Raw genomic sequence first — 18,176 nt, forward strand, 5'->3', positions numbered from 1 at the left:
AGCCCCCTAGTTCTTCTTGTTTTTCCAGTCTTCGATCAACTCGTAAGAGTAGTCGTCGGCTGTCCAAACGTATTCAGGAGTATCGAAGCTGTCGCCAGACAAGGACTTAAGGAACGCGACCAGATTGGCTTTTTCGCTATTCTTCAGGTTGAGTGGCTTCAGACGTAAGTCTTTGTTGACATCATCACCACCACCCTGGTTGTAGAATTCTACAACGTCTTCAAGGGTCGCCAGCATGCCGTTGTGCATGTAAGGCGCGGTGTAGGTCAGCTCACGAAGAGTTGGGGTCAGGAAGGAACGCTTGTTCTCTTCTTTGTGATCCCGGATGTATGCACCCTGATCTTCACGCAGGTTCATGTAGTTTTCTACGCCCATGAACTTCGCATAAGTCACATAGGTGATGTGACGCAGTGGATCAGACCAGATATCTGGGTTGTTTGGAACACCGGTATTGTGTGGCTGATCATCAGTGAAGCGGTTGCCGGAGTGACAGGAAGAACATCCTGCTTTGCCCATGAAGAGTTCATAACCGCGTCTCTCAGCGACGGTCAGCTCACCACGGTCAAACGCGGAACCTTGAGATGTAATGGATTTAAGGAATGCTTCCAAAGCACCACGAGCACCACCGTTGGATGGTTCGCCCTTGCCCGCAGCTTTAAACATTTCAACGTAAACAGGATCCTGTTTAAAGCGCTCCTGCATAATACGCATATCCATGTTCATGATGTAGGTCTCGGTGATCATACCACGAGACACGTCGTTCAGGTTTGTACCCAAACGGCCATCATGCATCCATGCAGCACGGTGTCCGACGTTCGCCAGTGTTGGCGTGTTACGGAAACCTTCTGTACCTGTATATGCGGTAGAAAGCTGCTCGCCATCTGTGAACGCCTTAGCTGGATCATGACATGTTGAACAGCTAAGGTTGGTGTCACCAGACAAACGGCTATCATAGAATAAGCGTTTTCCCAGTTCTACGAGAGCAGGATTCTGCTCAATTTTTGCAACAGGCCCTAAATCTGTTGCGAATGCCGCAGTGCTTGTCATCAAAGCAATCGACATACCGACGAGAAGGCGCATTGTTACCCCCAGTTTGCCTAGGATGACGCCGCCTGGATTCGTTGCCAAGCGGCGTCGATCCCCGAATACGCATTATTTCTGCATGGGGTTGAACTGCATTCATTGATTGCAATCAGAAGCTGGATTTAAGAGTTCTAAACAATGATATTTTTTCACCTTCATCCGGTAACAAAATGTTGAATAAAAGTAATCCTTAGAATATTGATTTATATCAATGTCCTTTACTACAGGGGACTTTACGCCAAATCACGTAATAAGCGGGGAGCTTAACGCATGTCGGGGACAACCCCTCCTAAGATAGCGTCATCGCCTGACCAACCATCTTTTGAATGTGTTCATGAAACCTGCGGTTTTAAGGGCGAAGAATGCATCTGCCGCCCTATGCATCTTCACTTCGACAGAGCTGAACTTCGCACCGCCCGAACCATCGAGCTGAACGAAGGTGATCAGCTGGCGCCCGAAGACTTTCCGGAACCAGTCGTCTTTGCTGTTCTCACTGGTGTGATTGCTGTCGAGAGTCATTTAAGTGATGGCCGCCGCTCTCTACTGACACTCCGCTTCCCAGGCGAATACCTCGACATGAACCGCGCGGACAGACACGCATCCGGCGAGGTTGTCGCGCTTGCGCCGACATCCGTAAAGCTCGTCCCGCGTAATGTGTTCGAAGAACTGCTCCTGCGGGATGGCAACCTGCGCCGCATCTATTGGCGCCGCGCAACAGACATCATGCACCAGCAGTTCGACCATTCCTCTGATCTGGGCAAGAAGACCCCAACAGAGCGCATGGCCTCCTTTATCTTTGAGCTGCGCAACCGCATGAATATCCCGCGCTTTGTGGAAGAGTTCACTCTGCCAATCTCCAGACAGTCTATCGCGGACTATCTCGGCCTGCGCGCTGAAACCGTCAGCCGTGTTCTAAAGAGTCTGGAGAAAGAAGGCGCAGTCAAACTCATCGGCAAGCACAAGATTGAAGTTCTGGACTTCAAAGGTCTGCGCAAGATCGCCAACGGCGCCCGCCCACGCCTATCCAACCACCGCTGATCTAATCGGCAAGCACAAGAGCTGGAAAAACCACCAGCTCTTACCCGTCCCTACTCTTCCTCTACATTATTAATACGCGCAGTAATCTCGTTAAGACGGGTCAGGCTCTGCATCGTCATGGGCAGCATGATGGCCGCTTCCACAAACTCCCATGAATAAGCGACGATAGAGAAGATCATCCCTGTGCTCATATCCGGTAGGCCAGCTGCAAGCACCAGGTTGGTGACGATGAAGGCAATCTGAAACAGGAAGATCACGCCATAAACGATCGCTTCCGTATCTGAAAGCCGCACTTCATGGATCCGCAAGGCCCTAAGATGCCGCCAGACCCCTTTCCGACTACCCCGCTCCAGCACGTTCACCTGATTTTCGCTCTCCGCATTCAGTGAGGAGTTCAGAAGATAGAATCGGCTATTGAACGCCGAGTAGGTCAGCAGCAGCAGGAGAACAACTGCAAAAGCAGAAGCTGACAGTAACAAATGAAACCCAGCGAGCACCACCAGAGCTACAATGATCTGAATAACCGCTGAAAGCACCTCAGGTACTTCGCCCTCCAGATAATCCACCAGCTCCCGGCTCATGTTCAGCCGCGCCGCCCGTTTTGAGACCGGCTTATTCTGATGCTTCTGATCCAGTGCAGCGCCAAGGTGAACGCGGATAGTGCCGTAGGCGCGAGTATCATAAATCCGTCGGGCAACAGCAATCACCGTCAGCCCGACAAGCACGGCACCCATTATAATGACATTATCATAGGCACCCTGCAGTAGGTCATCAATGGCAAACCCGATCAGCAGCGGGATCAACGCCATCAGAAAGTTCTCTGCGAGCACACCAGCCCATGTCAGACAGATCCGATAAGGAAAGGTCTTCACAATGGTAGAAAGCCCAAGATGCCCCTCTAAACGCATTCTGTCCTCAACACGAAGATAATAGATTGTCATTTTAGATAATCTATTATCTCATTGTGTCAAGGCCTGCCCGTTGCAGAGCTAAGCCATCATCTCTTCAACACCAACCAGCTCAAATGAACCAACCGGGGTTTCAACTCCATTCAGCAAAACCGCCAGCTTGTGCTCTCCATCGTAATACCGCCGGGTCGTAATGGGCCGCATGCTATGCTGACCTGTAACAGAAAGCGTCTGCCCTGCACGCAACTCCCCGCGCTTCCACTTGAACACCTTGGGCGCCAAAATCCCGTTGGCTTTCCGATGGTAGATTACGAAGTCCAGCATGTAAGAGATCGGCAGGTCGGAGGAGTTCGCGATCTCAGCAGCAAAGGAGAGCTTGGAGCCAAACTCCACGCGACTATCCCGCAGCTCACCGGAGACAACCTGCGCATGTTTGGGATCATACCCAAGCACCGCGAGGCTCGGCAGATGCGCAGCTTTCACATTGCTCCGCAGAGCATGACGCACCATCCGCTTCCGCTGCTCAGTAGGCTCTTCCATCCATCTCTTACACACCTCAGCTGTCAGATCCGGATGATCCTTTGAGATGTCATTCAGATGATTGGCAACAGACCGGCGCACATACTCGGTTTCGTCATCCTTCAACGCCTCCAGCAAAGGCAAACACTTCTCCGGCGCTTCAATGAACCCCTTCAACCGCTGCCCCCATGGCAACCGTGGTCGCGTCCCCTCAGAAACGAGCCGCCGAACATGGGCGCTTTCATCCTTGGCCCATTCAGTCAACAACACCATCGCTTCATCTTCATAGCGCTCAATGAAGGCACGAATAGCAAACTCAGCAGAGAACCTACTGGTCATCTCTTTCATGGCCGCCATGGAAAGCTCAAAGTGCTCCAGACCATAAAGCAGAACATAGTCTGAGTACGGCATAGTGATGAAACCATAGAGCCCATCCCCTTCATGCTCCCAGACAGGCTCGTCATCCATAGCCAGCGGGGCAGAAAGCGTCGCCATCATGATCCAGAGCGCATCGCTGTAATCTTCCGGCAGATAACGACGCAGACAACGTGCCAAATGAAGTGAGCGCTCCTTCAGCTCCAGGTCACTCAATCCCTCCAGCGCTTCAACCATAAAACCAGCACTGTCAAACGCAGGATGAACCCTCGCCAAAGCAGAGGCCACACGTTGAATAGAGGCTTGATTGAAAACCTCTTTAAATGGCTCAGCCATAAGTCCCCACCACGCTAAAAAACTCCATTGCACCCGCTTTACGTGGCTGATGCTCGCGGCTCATATCGATCATTGAAAAATACGCCTGCCCGGCTTCGTGCTGACCAGCCGCAGCAAATGCCCGCTCACTCGCGCTGCTGTCCGCCCAAACCACAATATCAGCATAGGCACCATCCTCATGCTTCACCAGTGAACGACGCACAAAGCCCTTATGCCCATCCAAAAATTCACTCTGAAACCGCTCAGACGCAGCGATAAGATCCGCTTCCGTCTTATCAGCAGCAAGATGAAAAGGAGCAAACTCAATCACTTGGTTGGTCATCATTATTATCCTTAAAAGTCTCGATGACCCGTTTGTATGGACAAATATGCCATTTAATGACACATTTCTTTCATGACCACAGAGAGAACCAGAGCAACCGCGCTGGAGCGCCTAGATCGACTTGAACAAATCGAGACGCTGCTGAAGTCCGGCGAGTGCCCGACAACCCATGATCTAGCGAAAGAACTCGGTATTTCTCAAAGAACCCTGTTCCGGGATCTGGAGTTACTCCGCGAACGCGGCCTGCCAATCGAAGCGGACAAAGGCCGCGGCGGCGGCATTCGCCTGCAATCCCGTTGGGGAGTTGGTCGTCTCAAGCTGGAGTATAAAGAGGCCATCGATCTGCTCATCTGCCTCGCCATCGCTGAGAGCATGCACTCCCCTCTCCTGCTGGCCAACCTCAAACCAATCCGCCGAAAACTAATCGCCTCTTTCTCTCCAGAACTTCGCTCACGTGTCGACACCCTGAAGTCTCGCATCTGGATTGGGGGAACGGCTTCAGTCTATGTCTACGGATCCTTTGAGGAAATCGACAGCGAGGCCATGAGCCCGATCAACGAAGCCTTTTTGATGAGCAAATGCATCCAGATCGAGTACAGCGATCAAAACGGCAATCTCTCCCAGCGTACCATCGAACCGCACTACCTCTTCCTGAGCTATCCGGTCTGGTACATCATGGCCTGGGACCACCTGCGCGACGCCGTCCGTACCTTCCGCCTCGACCGCATAAAATCCGCCCAAATGCTCGAAAAAAGCTTCCCCCTAAAACCCAAACAACCCTTCATAGACGCCATCGACGGCATAGAACCAACAACCCCGTAAGTGCAGTTTCTCTGGGTTTCACGCGACGTCATCAAAGCTTCAACAAACATTCATAGGCCTGCCATGCGGGGCCCCTAACCAGAAAGCACTTAACCGCAAAACTCTTCTGACAGGGGATTTTCATGCGCGTTCTTCGCACTTCACTTATGGGCGGCATTTCGGTTGCCATGTTGGCAGCAGGCCTTTCCGCTGCAACAGCATCTGAAGCAAAATTCTTTAAACGCATCGCGACCATGCCGGTTTACGAAACACTGGCTGAAGGCGTAGACCGCAAGTCTGAAACCGTGGCGGAAATCATCGCCGCTTCCGAAGACGGCATGACCCTTGCCTTCACCGATGGCCCTCAGAATGAGATCGTCTTCCTCGATGCTTCCAACGCCGCGCAGCCAGTTCCAGCAGAGCGTACAGCTCTCGGCGGTGAACCAACTTCTGTAGCGATTTCAGGCAAGTATGCGCTTGCAGGCGTGAACACCTCCGAAAGCTACACCAAGCCTTCCGGTTACCTCGCTATCATCGATTTGGCGACCAAACAGATCTCCGCAAAGTGCGATGTCAAAGGCCAGCCTGACTCTGTAGCTATTTCCAAAGACGGCAAGTTCCTCGCAATCGCTATTGAAAACGAACGTGACGAAGACCTGAACGACGGCGCTTTACCTCAGCTGCCAGCAGGTTTTCTAACTATCTTCGACCTAGACGAAAACGGCATGCCAACAAACTGCGATGCTGTTCGTATCGTGGAAATGACAGGTCTTGCGGCAGAAGGTGGCGATGATCCGGAGCCAGAATATGTCGCCATCAACAGCAAGGGCGAAGCTGTTGTAACTCTTCAGGAAAACAACCACCTCGCTATCGTGGATCTGAATTCCGGTAAGATAATCAACCACTTCTCTGCGGGTACAGCAACCGTTGAAAACGTGCCGGTTAAGAAGGCGCGTCTCTCTGATGCGTCGGGTTCGAAGGTGGATGTTCCTCGTGAACCGGATGCTGTGGCGTGGATTGATGACAATCGCTTTGTGACAGCTAACGAAGGGGATTACAAAGGCGGCTCTCGCGGCTTCACCATCTGGAACAAGGATGGCACCATCGAGTTTGACAGCGGCAACCAGATGGAACATCTGGCTATGTCCCGCGGGCATTACCCTGCCAAGCGCGCGCACAAGAAGGGCACTGAGCCTGAGGGCGTAACTGTTGGTAAGTTCGGTGGCGAGACTCTGATCTTCGTAAACTCCGAGCGCGGAAACTTCGTCGCTGTCTATCGCGATACAGGCGCTGAGCCTGAGTTCGTCCAGTTCCTGCCAACCCACATCGGCCCGGAAGGCCTGCTGGCGATCCCATCCCGCAACCTCTTCGTTGTCGCCAACGAGAAGGACAATGCAGAAGACAAGGTCCGCGCCCACGTTGGCCTCTACGAGTTTGGTGCAACATCTGCTGAGTACCCGCAGCTGGTCTCCAACATCGATCCGGAAACCAACGCACCAATCGGCTGGGGCGCAATCTCCGGCATGGTGGCAGACAAAGACGACGCCAACAAACTCTATGCCGTCTCTGACAGCTTCTACGACAAAGCCCGCATCTTCACGCTGGACGTTTCCAAGCAGCCGGTTGAAATCACAGGCCACATGGACCTGACAGGCGGCACCGCGAAAAAGTACGATCTGGAAGGCATCGCCCTGCGCAAAGACGGTGGTTTCTGGTTGGCATCTGAAGGCAACGCAAAGAAGGAAATGGAGCACTTCCTGCTTCAGGCCTCTGCCAATGGTGAGATCCAGAAAGAAATCAAGCTGCCAGCAAGCCTCGTCGCACAGGCAAAGCGCTTCTCTCTAGAAGGCGTGGCCGAGTTTGAAATGAACGGCAGAACCCTCGTAGCTGTCGCAGTTCAGCGCGAATGGAACGACGATCCAAAGGGCATGACCAAAATCGGCATCTACAACCCTGCCAATGAAAGCTGGGGCTTCGTCCACTACCCGCTGGATGCACCGCGCAGTTCTGCCGGTGGCTGGGTCGGCCTCTCCGAAATCACAGCTCTCGGCAACGGCAAGTTTGCTGTTCTGGAGCGCGACAACAAAGGCGGTAAGGAAGCAGCTATCAAGCAGGTAACCACAGTCTCTTTGGGAGGTATCACCCCTGCTCCACACGGCACCGAGCTGCCAGTGCTAACCAAGAAAGTCGTACTCGACCTGCTGCCAGCCATGTCCGCAACCAACGGCTGGACACCGGATAAGGTGGAAGGCTTGGCAATCACCAAAGATGGCCGCATCCTAGTCTCTACCGACAATGACGGCGTAGACGATGCCAGCGGCGAAAGCCTCTTCTTCTCCATGGGTGATGCAGCACAGCTGAACTAAGAGCAACACAACTGAATGAAGAACAGCCCGGCGGAACATTTCGCCGGGTTTTTCAATGCCGTGATTGGGAAATTCTGGCGGTGTCCCTCCGCAGCCTTAAACTAGGTAAGCATTATCACGTATAAACAATCTATACGTGCTGTATCAAATGATACAACAGTTACCCAAGCAAAGCACCAATAGTGAATTCAGATAAATACTTCCGATTCTCAATAAACTCGGTGCACATATGCCTATATCTAATGTAAATACACCACAAACAACTGTGCAAATAGATCAAAGCGCAAGCTTCGCGCAAGTCAACACAAAAGATGCACAAGACACTAACTTGAGTGAGTCCACTTCACAGACAGATACCCCTAAAAAAACAGGCTTTTACTACGCCCCTTTCGCATCTGAAGATATTTTAGACTACGCCGCAGGCGCTAATCGAACCAGAAACACCTCTGGCAAAGAGCCACGCAATATCATCGTGGCAAATGACGCAGACAAGGCCAAGCTGGAAACCCTGAAGCAACAACTGATTGAAAAAAAGCATGCACAAGCCTGCGACATGCGCAAGACAGCAAATGCAGTTATCTCAGAACTGAACCTTGAAGGTTTTGAGCTTCTGGATTTCGTGTCTTCAGACGATTACAAAGCCATGATGAAACTAGCGCAAAACTACACTTTCGAGGCTCATGTTTTGCAGCAGTCAGACATTATCAGCAATGAAAACACCGGCATTCTGGGCACATTGAAGAGCAGCGAAAACAAGCTTTATGTTCTCGGTCATGGCTCTTCCGGCTCCAACGAAATATCCAGTAAAAGGAGTGCCAGTGAAGAAGGCTATGAAATAGTCTCCTCAAGGGATCTTGCCGAGCAACTCTCCAAAGGTGGACTGGACAAATCTTTCTCTGACATCCGTGTCGCAAGTTGCTTCAGCGCTGATACAACCAAGCCAGAGTCGTTTGATCCAGCTGAACTCAAACTGGCAGCTGAGCCGGGTTATATCGACGCCCCGGAAGATCCCGAACTGGACGGCACAAAGGTGGTCCCATTTGCCCAATCGCTTGCAAATGATCTGAAAGAGGTTGGCTTCGAAAAAGTTGAAGTTGCAGGTTATCACGGCACAAGTACAGCCATCTCAGATGACACACATAGATACCAGACACTTCATACAGACGATGCACCAGTAGCCAGAAGCTCCGAAGTGCGAGAGTTGTTCCTGCCCGTCTGAGCTTACCACTCTCCCAGCTGAATGCATAAAGCCCGACAAAGCTTCTTCGCCGGGCCTTCTGCTTAGCGCTGACTTTCTGCCAGCCTACGCAGAATATCATCAGCACGGGTCCAAAGGATCGCACTTCCCTCCTCTGCAACCTGATGCAGCTCGGAGCGGCTTAGTCGCTTGGCAAGCGTAGCGCCAAAATCAGGCGAATGGACTGGGCTGGTATCCTTCAATCCATACCATAACTGCACATCCTGCTTGATGTTTTCGACGTTGAACGACCAACGTCTCATGGCAAGCCCAGTATCACGGGCATACCCGGCAGCACCCTGAGAGAAGCCGGCAGCAAGTGCATCCCGATAAAGAGGAGCAAACGATGCTGAGGCATAGAACGCACGGTCCTCAGGCCCACTCATCCCTTCAATCATCTGCCACAACCAGTCAGCCGTCGCCATGCCTGTAATGTCTGCCTCAAGACGATCCGGATCATCACAAGCAAGCGAAACCATGCCCTTCAACTCATCAGGGAGCATGGCAAATAGCTCTGGAGAGGCCAGCTCATCCTGACCGGAGACAACCGCAACGCCATCAACAAGGCCAGCATCAGCCAACGCCAACGCAAACGGAGCCCCTTGCGAGAAGCCAATCGCAAACGCCTGATCAGCCTTCACAAAATCAAGCAGTTCCTTGATATCCGCTGCCCAACTTTCAAAACTCTTCTCAGGATCAGCCTCGGAGTTCCCCAGCCCAGGACGATCAACGGAGAAAATACGCAGACCAAGATCTGCTGCAGCCTGCTCTCCGAACGGAATGGCCGAGGCCATCCCCGCGCCCTGACACAAAATCACGGGCCGCCCGTCTGCGGCACCCCACTCGCTCCACGCAAGGGCGCGGTCACCGGAAAGTTTCAGTGTTCCATCTTGCAGCTTCACAAACATATTCCTCAATGCAAATTCAAAAGCTAAATCAACAAACTAATAAGGCAGGCAGTCTCTTTTTTAACCTAAAAGCTGCAACTAACAATACGGGTAATCACGGCCAGCTCAAGCCAACAATCTCAATTTCCCCGATCTCACAAACACGATTTAAAAAGAAAGCCCGGAGAAACACCCCGGGCCTTATCGCTTATTTCTTAGTAGCAAGCTGCTCGCCCATGGAAGCCAGCTCTTCAACATGCCAGAACTCCCGGATCTTGCCGTCTTCAACGCGGTAGACCTCAAAGCCTGCAATATCAAAGGTGTTACCGTTCGCTTCAGAGCCAAACAGACCATCGGTGTTTGTGCCTTTATAGCGCCAGTAAATCAGAACCTTATCGTCACCAACCGGCTCAACCATACCAAGCTCATGGCGAGAGTCCGGCGCACCAGCTGCCAGTGCTGTGAAGGTGTCCAGCGCGGCCTGCTTGGCGTTCTGACCGTCATGACCGTTGTGGTCCACCATATCGTCTGCGTAGAACTCAGCCAATTTCGCGCGGTCAAACGGGCGGCTATCAGCAACCTCATAAAATTTGCTTAGAAGATCAGTGGCTTCAGTCGCACCGGCAACCGCAGTTGAAAGGGCAAGAGCTGCACCTGCAGCAGCGAGCTTCACTTTGTTCATTGGTGTATTTCCCTTGTTTTCATTAGGCAAACCCCATATGAAAGCAAAGAAACAAAAGGTCTAGTACGCACTATTTTAGCAGCTAGTATATAAAAGGGTACTGCATACCATGAGCGATGACAGCACAGACACACCAAGTGGAGCATTCGTTGGCTACGAAACATGCCCGGTGCGCCGAACGCTCACCGTTCTCAATGGAAAATGGAAGCTCTTGATTATATACGAACTTTTGCCCGCTCCATGCCGCTTTAACGAGCTGAAGCGCAGACTGCCCGGCGTCTCTCAACGCTTGCTTACAGCCCAACTGAGATCACTGGAAGCAGACGGAATTGTCGATCGCATGGTGATGGAAGTTGTCCCGCCCCATGTGGAATACTCCCTCTCCGAAAAAGGCAGATCCCTGCAGCCTGTGCTTCAGGCAATGGAGTTGTGGGGCGAAAACGAGATCAAAAATTCCCCGATAAGCTAGTCTTTGCGCTCATAGTGATAGGTGATCTTGGGCTTGTTCTTACCGAATAGGATCTTCAGGATCACAAGGGGAATAGTGATGGCAATGATGGCCAGCATCAGGCCTGAGGCAAACCCGATCACAAGGAGGATAAATGCCAGTAAAGCCATTGCGAACAATATCGCGATAACTCGTCCGGTCACATATTCCAGAAAATTCAGCATCACCATCTCCAACGGGCATATCTCTGAGAACCACACAGCGGTTTCTGACCGAGAATACGCAGATAAACATCCAAAACAGCGCCGTTGCTATGTGCGCTGTCTCAGAGCTACCCCAAGGGTACACCACTAAAAGATGGCGATGCAACTGAAGAGAATCAAGCGTTCTCGTGCTTTTTAGCTGCTGAGTTATTCCCGCTCTCTGCATTCAGATCAGCAAAGGTCCGGCCAGAAGCAACCAGCTCCTCCAGCAGTTTTGCGGGCTGCCAGAAGTAGGCATCTTCTTCAGCATACGCCTTGATATTGCTGAGGATTTTCTCCAGACCAATCTCATCGGCATACTGCATAGGACCGCCACGCCAACGCGGGAACCCATAGCCGTAGATCAGCGTCATATCCACGTCCAATGGCCGCAAAGCAATGCCGTCTTCAACCACCTTCGCAGCCTCATTCACCATCGCCGCCATGTACCGATCGAGGATTTGCGTTTTTGTGAGTTTTTTTGCGTTGATCCGCTTTTCTTTGCGTTCTTCTGTCAAAATGTCGAGAACAGCCGGGTTCGGCGTGCCCTTCCGCGCACCATCCTCATAAACGTAATAGCCCTTGCTGGTTTTTTGCCCAAACCAGCCCTGCTCACACATGCGGTCTGCAAATGTGAAATAGCGTTCACGTGGATCACGAGTTGGCGCTTTATGCTTGCGAGTTGCCCAGCCGATATCCAGACCTGCCAGATCGGCCACTGCGTACGGCCCCATCGGAAAGCCGAACTCCAGCATCACCTCGTCCACCTCAAACGGCGTAGACCCATCCACCACAATCGCATCTGCAGCAGCACGATAGGTCGCCAGAATGCGGTTGCCGATGAAGCCATCACAAACACCTGCCCGAACAGCGACCTTGCGCATGATCTTGCCAAGCAGGAAACCAGTAGCAATCACATCCGGAGCCGTCTTGTCCGCAACCACCACTTCCAACAGCTTCATGATGTGCGCTGGAGAGAAGAAATGCAGGCCAATCACATCCTGCGGACGCTTGGTGACGGCGGCAATGGCGTTCACATCCAGATAGGAGGTGTTAGTTGCCAGAACAGCACCCTCCTTACAAACCTCATCCAACTTCTCGAAGACCTGCTTCTTCACGTCGATGTCTTCAAACACCGCCTCAACAACCAGATCCAATTCAGAGAGCGAGGCGTAGTCCGTGCTCAAAGACAGCGCTTCTGCAAAAATCCGTTGTTCTTGATCTGCTGAAAGCTTGCCCTTCTTGACGGCTCCGCCAACATTCTTGGCAATCGTCGCTTTCGCACGGCCAAGAGCATCATCATCGCGCTCGATCAGCGTAACGGAAAGCCCGTTCATCAGCGCACCGGTCGCAATGCCCGCGCCCATGGTACCGCCGCCGATCACACCGATAGACTTCAGCATACGCGGGGCAATGCCTTCAATCTCAGGAAGCTTTCCGAGAGCGCGATCAGCAAAGAAGGCATGTGACAAAGCACGGTGCTGGGCTGAGTTCTTCAGCTCCATAAACATCTCACGCTCTTTCGCCATGCCATCCACAAAGCTGGTCTGGCTGGCAACCTCAATGGCTTCAACACAAACCACTGGCGACTTCTGACCACGTGCTCGCTTGGCAACAGCAGCCTTGGCATCCACAAATACCTGAGCATCAACAGCAGGAGCAACCAACTCGGAACAACGGCGCAGTGGAGTTCCGTTGTCAATCACAGACCGCGCAAACGCCAGACCCGCAGCAACCGCATCAGCCTCATCGCTCACGCCATCCAGAATACCAGCGGACTTCGCAGCATCCGCCCCAATAGGCGCACCACTCGGGATCATCTCCAGCGCTTTCTCATAGCCCGCCAGTCGCGGCAACCGCTGCGTACCACCAGCGCCCGGAATGATGCCCAGATGCACTTCTGGCAGACCAACCTTCGCGCCCTTCACTCCAACACGGAAGTGACAGCCCAACGCAACCTCAAGCCCGCCGCCCAGCGCAACACCATGAATGGCCGCAATCACAGGCTTGGAGCAGGCTTCAATACTATCAATCACATCCGGCAGATGTGGTTCAGTGGCCGGGCGCTTGAACTCACGAATATCCGCTCCCGCGATAAACACTTTATCTTCCCCAACAATCACCGCAGCTTTCGCCGCTTCGTCTTCCTCAAACTGCTTGATGCGCGCAACCAGATCCTGCCGGATCGCCAGAGACAACGCATTCACCGGCGCATTGCTCACGGTCATAACCGCAACATCACCGCGCAATTCATAGGAAACCTGACCTGATGACTTAAATGAAGAAGACACTCGAAACTCCCTGAGGCAAAGCGCACTCCCGCGCCGCACTATCACTCGCAATTCCACGTAGTTTAGCAGGGCGCAGCAGGAATTCCAGTTGTAAAATACAATTCCAATATGCGGAATTAGAAGCAGTAAACCATGACTGACTTCACCGCCTAAGCTGGCTCCTCCAACCCATTAGGCAAAGAAATCCAGATCACGGTCTGAACCTCCGGAGAATGACGCGAAAGGTGGCCTTTGCCATGCGTATCCTCAATCATCAAAAACTCACCAGCCTCAACTGTGCGAACCTCACCATCACTGGTCTCATACTCAACCGCCCCATCAAGCCGCACAGTCAAAACCCGATCAGGAACTGTATGCCATTCCACTTGGCGCATCCCAGCTGGAATACGGGTAATGCGGACGCGTGAAGCCGGATAGCTGGCAGTCACATCAAACGGCACAGCATCAGGATGCACCGACACCTGATTGGTCGGTATCTCAATTTCATCGAAATGCGATTCCCCATCCGGCGTTGCATAGATACGTAGGCACTTCACAGCAGCAGCCTCCCTCAATCTGACCAAGACATCGCGAGATCTACCTAGCACACCACAACCAGAAGACGAAACAACCACCTTGGTTGGAGCTCCGCTCCTAAGCAGCCCAACCACCCAACAAAAAACCCGGCACCTTATGTGGCACCGGGTTTCTCGTTTAGTCTTGGAAGCGCATCATCGAAAACGACCTCTGTTCCCGATGATGGACACCTTTGAAGCAGCGCTTACTTGGAAGCGTCTGCCCAGCTCTTGATCAGCTCGTCGTAGTCAACGGTGACTGGAGTTGGTTTCTCGTTAGCCAGTTTGGCTTTAGGTGCGCCTGGCTGGTTCAGCCAGTAGTCACGATCCTTAACTTCGTTGAGCTTAGGACCACATTCGCCCTGAACACCAGCACGCTCAAGACGCTTCAGAACTTTGTCCTGAGCAGCAGCAAGAGCAGTCATAGCTTCCTGAGGAGTTTTCGCGCCTGAGGATGCATCACCAATGTTCTGCCACCACAGCTGAGCCAGCTTTGGATAGTCAGGAACGTTGGTACCGGTTGGGGTCCACTGTACGCGAGCTGGTGAACGGTAGAATTCAACCAGACCACCCAGCTTAGGTGCGCGCTCAGTGAAGGATGCATCACGAACGTCACTGTCACGCACAAAAGTCAGACCAACGTGAGACTTCTTCAAAGAAGTTGTCTTTGCAACGGTGAACTGAGCGTACAGCCATGCAGCTTTCGCACGATCTTCCGGAGTAGACTTCATCAGAGTCCAGGAACCAGCGTCCTGATAACCCAGCTTCATGCCTTCTTCCCAGTAAGCACCCTTCGGAGAAGGAGCCATACGCCACTTAGGAGTGCCGTCTGCGTTCACAACTGGAATACCGTCTTTCACCATGTCTGCGGTGAACGCGGTGTACCAGAAGATCTGCTGAGCAACAGAACCTTGTGCCGGAACCGGACCAGCTTCGGAGAACACCATGCCTGGCGCTTCAGCTGGAGCGTACTTCTTCAGCCACTCGATGTACTTGGTGATGGAGTAAACCGCTGCAGGACCATCAGTTGCACCACCGCGCTCAACAGAAGAACCAGCTGGGGAACAGCCGTTCACGCGAATGCCCCACTCGTCAACTGGCAGACCATTCGGGATACCCTTGTCGCCAGCACCAGCCATGGAGAGCCATGCATCGGTAAAGCGCCAACCCAGGGATGGGTCTTTTTTACCGTAGTCCATGTGGCCATAGACTTTTTCGCCGTTGATTTCTTTCACGTCGTTGGTGAAGAACTCAGCGATGTCTTCGTAAGCAGACCAGTTAACCGGAACACCCAGCTCGTAGCCGTATTTCGCTTTAAACTGAGCTTTGATGTCTGGGTTGGTGAACCAGTCATAGCGGAACCAGTAAAGGTTCGCGAACTGCTGATCAGGAAGCTGGTAAAGCTTACCGTCTGGACCAGTGGTGAAGGACTTGCCGATGAAGTCTTCAATGTCCAGCGTTGGCAGAGTTACGTCTTTACCTTCGTTCGCCATCCAGTCGGTCAGGTTACGAACCTGCTGGTAACGAGCGTGAGTACCGATCAGGTCGGAGTCGTTGATGTACGCGTCGTAGATGTTCTCGCCAGACTGCATCTGGGTCTGAAGCTTCTCAACAACGTCACCTTCACCGATCAGATCGTGAGTAACTTTAATACCGGTGATTTCGGTAAATGCTTTTGCAAGAACCTTAGCTTCGTATTCGTGGGTCGCAATGGTCTCGGAAACCACTTTGATTTCCATACCTTTGAAAGGCTCAGCTGCTTTGATGAACCAGTCCATTTCCTTCATCTGCTCTTCCTGAGAAAGAGTAGAAGGCTGGAACTCGTCGCTCACCCACTTCTTAGCGGCTTCCATGTCTGCAAATGCAGAGCTGGAAGCACAGATCATGGCTGCAAAGCCAACGGACGCTAATAGCTGACGTCTCATATATATTCCTCCCGACTATAATTTATTGCACTGACAGTTCCCCTAGACGTCAGTGCGGAGAAAAAAGCTCATTCCTAAACCCAGCGGAACACGCAAAACGCATATGCCACACAGACCAACAGAGCCCACCAAAGGTTTGCGCTAACAAACCCAAGCCAAAACAGGCAGATAAACGCACTGCCCAACAGCGAGACAAACAAGCGGTCGCCGCGTGTTGTCTCAAATCTCAAGATGCCATGCCGCGGGCTTCCCCCCGGCACAAACCACTCCCAAACCGCCATTCCGGAAAGAAACAGCGCAATCATGGAAAAGAAAATCGCTGTTGGCTGCGTCCAGGCCATCCAAGAAAAATCCATGCCTTGCTCTCCTGATTAAACGCGGCCCAGGGCAAAGCCCTTAGCGATGTAGTTACGTACGAAGTAGATCACCAACGCACCCGGAATAATGGTCAAAATCCCGGCTGCTGCGAGTACACCCCAATCCATGCCGGAAGCTGAAACCGTACGGGTCATAGTCGCCGCAATCGGCTTAGCCGCAGTGGTTGTCAGCGTACGGGCAATCAGCAGCTCAACCCATGAGAACATGAAGCAGAAGAACGCTGCCACGCCGATGCCGCTTGCAATCAGAGGCATGAAGATCTTGCCGAAGAATTTCGGGAAGGAGTAGCCATCGATATACGCAGTCTCGTCGATCTCTTTCGGAACGCCGGACATAAAGCCTTCCAGGATCCACACAGCCAGCGGTACGTTGAACAGACAGTGAGCCAGAGCCACAGCAATGTGCGTGTCGATCAGACCGAAAGCGGAGTAAAGCTGGAAGAACGGCAGCGCAAACACCGCCGGAGGTGCCATACGGTTGGTCAGCAGCCAGAAGAACAGGTGCTTATCGCCCAGAAACTTGTAGCGAGAGAACGCATAAGCTGCTGGCAGCGCAACCGCTACGGAGATCACCGTGTTCAGCGCCACATAGGTGATGGAGTTGATGTAACCGCTGTACCAGCTAGGGTCTGTGAAGATCACCATGTAATTGGCGAGCGTAGGCTCATCCGGCCACAAGGTGAACTTGCTCAGGATCTCTTGGTTGGTCTTCAGGCTCATGTTGAAGAGCCAGTAGATTGGCAGCATCAAAAATGTGATGTACAGAGTCGGCACGAGGAAGGAATAACGGCTTCCTGTTCTTTGTGCCTTCGCGCGGGTCCGGCTGCGCGGAGCCTGTCCACCAGCAGCAACACCCTGATCAATTGCAGCAGTTCCAGTTGTTGTCGACATGGTGCTTACTCCTCGCCTGCGTATTGTTTTTTCTCAGTCCCGGCATTGTTCATCACGGTATAGAACACCCAGGAGAACAGCAGGATGATGAGGAAGTAGACGAGTGACATTGCAGCAGCTGGTCCAAGGTCAAACTGACCAATCGCCATCTTCACAAGGTCGATACTCAGGAAGGTCGTGGAGTTACCCGGTCCGCCACCTGTGACCACAAACGGCTCGGTGTAAATCATGAAGCTGTCCATGAAGCGCAGCAGAACCGCAATCAGCAACACACTGTGCATTTTTGGCAGCTGGATGTAACGGAACACGGCCCAGCGGGACGCACCATCAATGCGCGCAGCCTGATAATAAGCTTCAGGAATGGAAACCAGACCCGCATAGCACAGCAGCACAACAAGGCTGGTCCAGTGCCAAACATCCATAACAATCACGGTGGCCCATGCAGCAACAGGGTCCTGCGTGTAGTTGTAGTTGATGCCCAGCGAGTTCAGGAAGTAACCAAGCAGACCGATGTCCGCACGGCCAAACACCTGCCAGATGGTACCAACCACGTTCCACGGCACGAGCAGTGGCAGTGCCATCAGCACCAGACAAACCGGAACGCCCCAGCCCTTTTTAGGCATGCAAAGCGCGATACCGATGCCCAGCGGAATTTCAATCGCAAGGATCGTGAAAGAGAAGATCAGGTTACGCACCAGAGCATCATGAAAACGCTCTGAAGCAAGAAGTTCCTGAAACCATTCAATACCAACCCAGAAGAACTGGTTGTTTCCAAAGCTGTCCTGAAACGCGTAGTTCACAACGGTCATCAATGGAATAACAGCGGTAAAGGCCACCAGCAAAAGAACCGGTAAAACCATGAACCAGGCTTTGTTGTTTACGGTCTTTTCCATG

18 protein-coding genes are annotated in these 18,176 nt (G+C 52.5%); 5 read left to right on the forward strand and 13 right to left on the reverse strand.

The window, feature by feature from the left end:
- Positions 1–6: 6 nt before the first annotated feature.
- Entirely contained in the window at positions 7–1,080 is a 1,074-nt protein-coding gene (locus PSE_RS24490) for a cytochrome-c peroxidase (RefSeq protein WP_014287243.1), read from the reverse strand.
- Positions 1,081–1,353: 273 nt separating this feature from the next.
- Here PSE_RS24490 and PSE_RS24495 point away from each other — a divergent pair, with 273 nt between their 5' ends.
- Complete coding sequence (locus tag PSE_RS24495) at positions 1,354–2,121, forward strand: Crp/Fnr family transcriptional regulator (protein ID WP_208609282.1); 768 nt, start codon at positions 1,354–1,356, stop codon at positions 2,119–2,121.
- Between the two features lie 50 nt (positions 2,122–2,171).
- Here PSE_RS24495 and PSE_RS24500 read toward each other — a convergent pair whose 3' ends face one another.
- The 3 genes from PSE_RS24500 to PSE_RS26815 are packed head-to-tail and all read right to left on the reverse strand — an operon-like array spanning position 2,172 to position 4,584.
- Entirely contained in the window at positions 2,172–3,062 is an 891-nt protein-coding gene (locus PSE_RS24500) for an ABC transporter six-transmembrane domain-containing protein (protein ID WP_014287244.1), read from the reverse strand.
- Between the two features lie 48 nt (positions 3,063–3,110).
- On the reverse strand, positions 3,111–4,259 hold the full coding sequence (locus PSE_RS24505) for a DNA alkylation repair protein (protein ID WP_014287245.1): 1,149 nt from the start codon (positions 4,257–4,259) through the stop codon (positions 3,111–3,113).
- The gene (locus PSE_RS26815; RefSeq protein WP_014287246.1) at positions 4,252–4,584 is read right to left on the reverse strand and encodes a hypothetical protein; all 333 of its coding nucleotides are present in this window, start codon (positions 4,582–4,584) and stop codon (positions 4,252–4,254) included. Before PSE_RS26815 ends, PSE_RS24505 begins: the two co-directional genes overlap by 8 nt.
- A gap of 69 nt (positions 4,585–4,653) precedes the next feature.
- On the opposite strand from PSE_RS26815, the gene PSE_RS24515 reads away from it, so the two are divergent.
- The 3 genes from PSE_RS24515 (at position 4,654) to PSE_RS24525 (ending at position 8,967) form a co-directional block, all read left to right on the forward strand.
- Positions 4,654–5,403 carry a YafY family protein gene (locus tag PSE_RS24515; RefSeq protein ID WP_014287247.1) on the forward strand — a complete coding sequence of 250 codons (750 nt, stop codon included), beginning with the start codon at positions 4,654–4,656 and terminating at the stop codon, positions 5,401–5,403.
- 122 nt (positions 5,404–5,525) lie between these two features.
- Positions 5,526–7,748 (forward strand): esterase-like activity of phytase family protein, encoded by a 2,223-nt coding sequence (locus tag PSE_RS24520; RefSeq protein ID WP_014287248.1) that lies wholly within the window; start codon positions 5,526–5,528, stop codon positions 7,746–7,748.
- Between the two features lie 328 nt (positions 7,749–8,076).
- Positions 8,077–8,967: an OspB gene (locus PSE_RS24525; protein ID WP_148266199.1), complete on the forward strand. Its 891-nt coding sequence runs from the start codon at positions 8,077–8,079 to the stop codon at positions 8,965–8,967.
- Between the two features lie 62 nt (positions 8,968–9,029).
- On the opposite strand, the gene PSE_RS24530 is transcribed toward PSE_RS24525, so the two are convergent.
- Together PSE_RS24530 and PSE_RS24535 are read right to left on the reverse strand one after the other, a co-directional pair.
- Entirely contained in the window at positions 9,030–9,893 is an 864-nt protein-coding gene (locus PSE_RS24530) for an alpha/beta fold hydrolase (protein ID WP_014287250.1), read from the reverse strand.
- A 187-nt stretch (positions 9,894–10,080) separates the two neighbouring features.
- Positions 10,081–10,554 carry an ester cyclase gene (locus tag PSE_RS24535; protein ID WP_014287251.1) on the reverse strand — a complete coding sequence of 158 codons (474 nt, stop codon included), beginning with the start codon at positions 10,552–10,554 and terminating at the stop codon, positions 10,081–10,083.
- 109 nt (positions 10,555–10,663) lie between these two features.
- Between PSE_RS24535 and PSE_RS24540 the strand changes: the two genes are divergently transcribed.
- Complete coding sequence (locus PSE_RS24540) at positions 10,664–11,023, forward strand: helix-turn-helix domain-containing protein (RefSeq protein WP_014287252.1); 360 nt, start codon at positions 10,664–10,666, stop codon at positions 11,021–11,023.
- Here the strand turns inward: PSE_RS24540 and PSE_RS24545 are convergent.
- From PSE_RS24545 to PSE_RS24575, 7 genes are all read right to left on the reverse strand, one after another.
- Entirely contained in the window at positions 11,020–11,226 is a 207-nt protein-coding gene (locus PSE_RS24545; protein ID WP_128647471.1) for a hypothetical protein, read from the reverse strand. The two genes, PSE_RS24540 and PSE_RS24545, sit on opposite strands and share 4 nt — an antisense overlap.
- A 155-nt stretch (positions 11,227–11,381) precedes the next feature.
- Positions 11,382–13,535, reverse strand: coding sequence for a 3-hydroxyacyl-CoA dehydrogenase NAD-binding domain-containing protein (locus PSE_RS24550; RefSeq protein WP_014287254.1), 2,154 nt, complete (start codon positions 13,533–13,535; stop codon positions 11,382–11,384).
- 149 nt (positions 13,536–13,684) lie between these two features.
- Positions 13,685–14,071, reverse strand: a complete 387-nt coding sequence (locus PSE_RS24555) for a hypothetical protein (RefSeq protein ID WP_041768811.1) — start codon at positions 14,069–14,071, stop codon at positions 13,685–13,687.
- A 224-nt stretch (positions 14,072–14,295) separates the two neighbouring features.
- Positions 14,296–16,014 carry an ABC transporter substrate-binding protein gene (locus PSE_RS24560; protein WP_008552567.1) on the reverse strand — a complete coding sequence of 573 codons (1,719 nt, stop codon included), beginning with the start codon at positions 16,012–16,014 and terminating at the stop codon, positions 14,296–14,298.
- A gap of 74 nt (positions 16,015–16,088) precedes the next feature.
- Positions 16,089–16,370, reverse strand: coding sequence for a DUF2160 domain-containing protein (locus PSE_RS24565; RefSeq protein WP_041768812.1), 282 nt, complete (start codon positions 16,368–16,370; stop codon positions 16,089–16,091).
- A 15-nt stretch (positions 16,371–16,385) separates the two neighbouring features.
- A complete protein-coding gene (locus PSE_RS24570; RefSeq protein WP_014287257.1) occupies positions 16,386–17,282 on the reverse strand; it encodes a carbohydrate ABC transporter permease in 897 nt (298 codons plus the stop codon).
- A gap of 5 nt (positions 17,283–17,287) precedes the next feature.
- Entirely contained in the window at positions 17,288–18,175 is an 888-nt protein-coding gene (locus tag PSE_RS24575) for a carbohydrate ABC transporter permease (protein ID WP_014287258.1), read from the reverse strand.
- Between the last annotated feature and the right edge of the window lies 1 nt (position 18,176).

Origin of the sequence: Pseudovibrio sp. FO-BEG1, from assembly GCF_000236645.1 — a bacterium.
Taxonomy (GTDB): domain Bacteria; phylum Pseudomonadota; class Alphaproteobacteria; order Rhizobiales; family Stappiaceae; genus Pseudovibrio.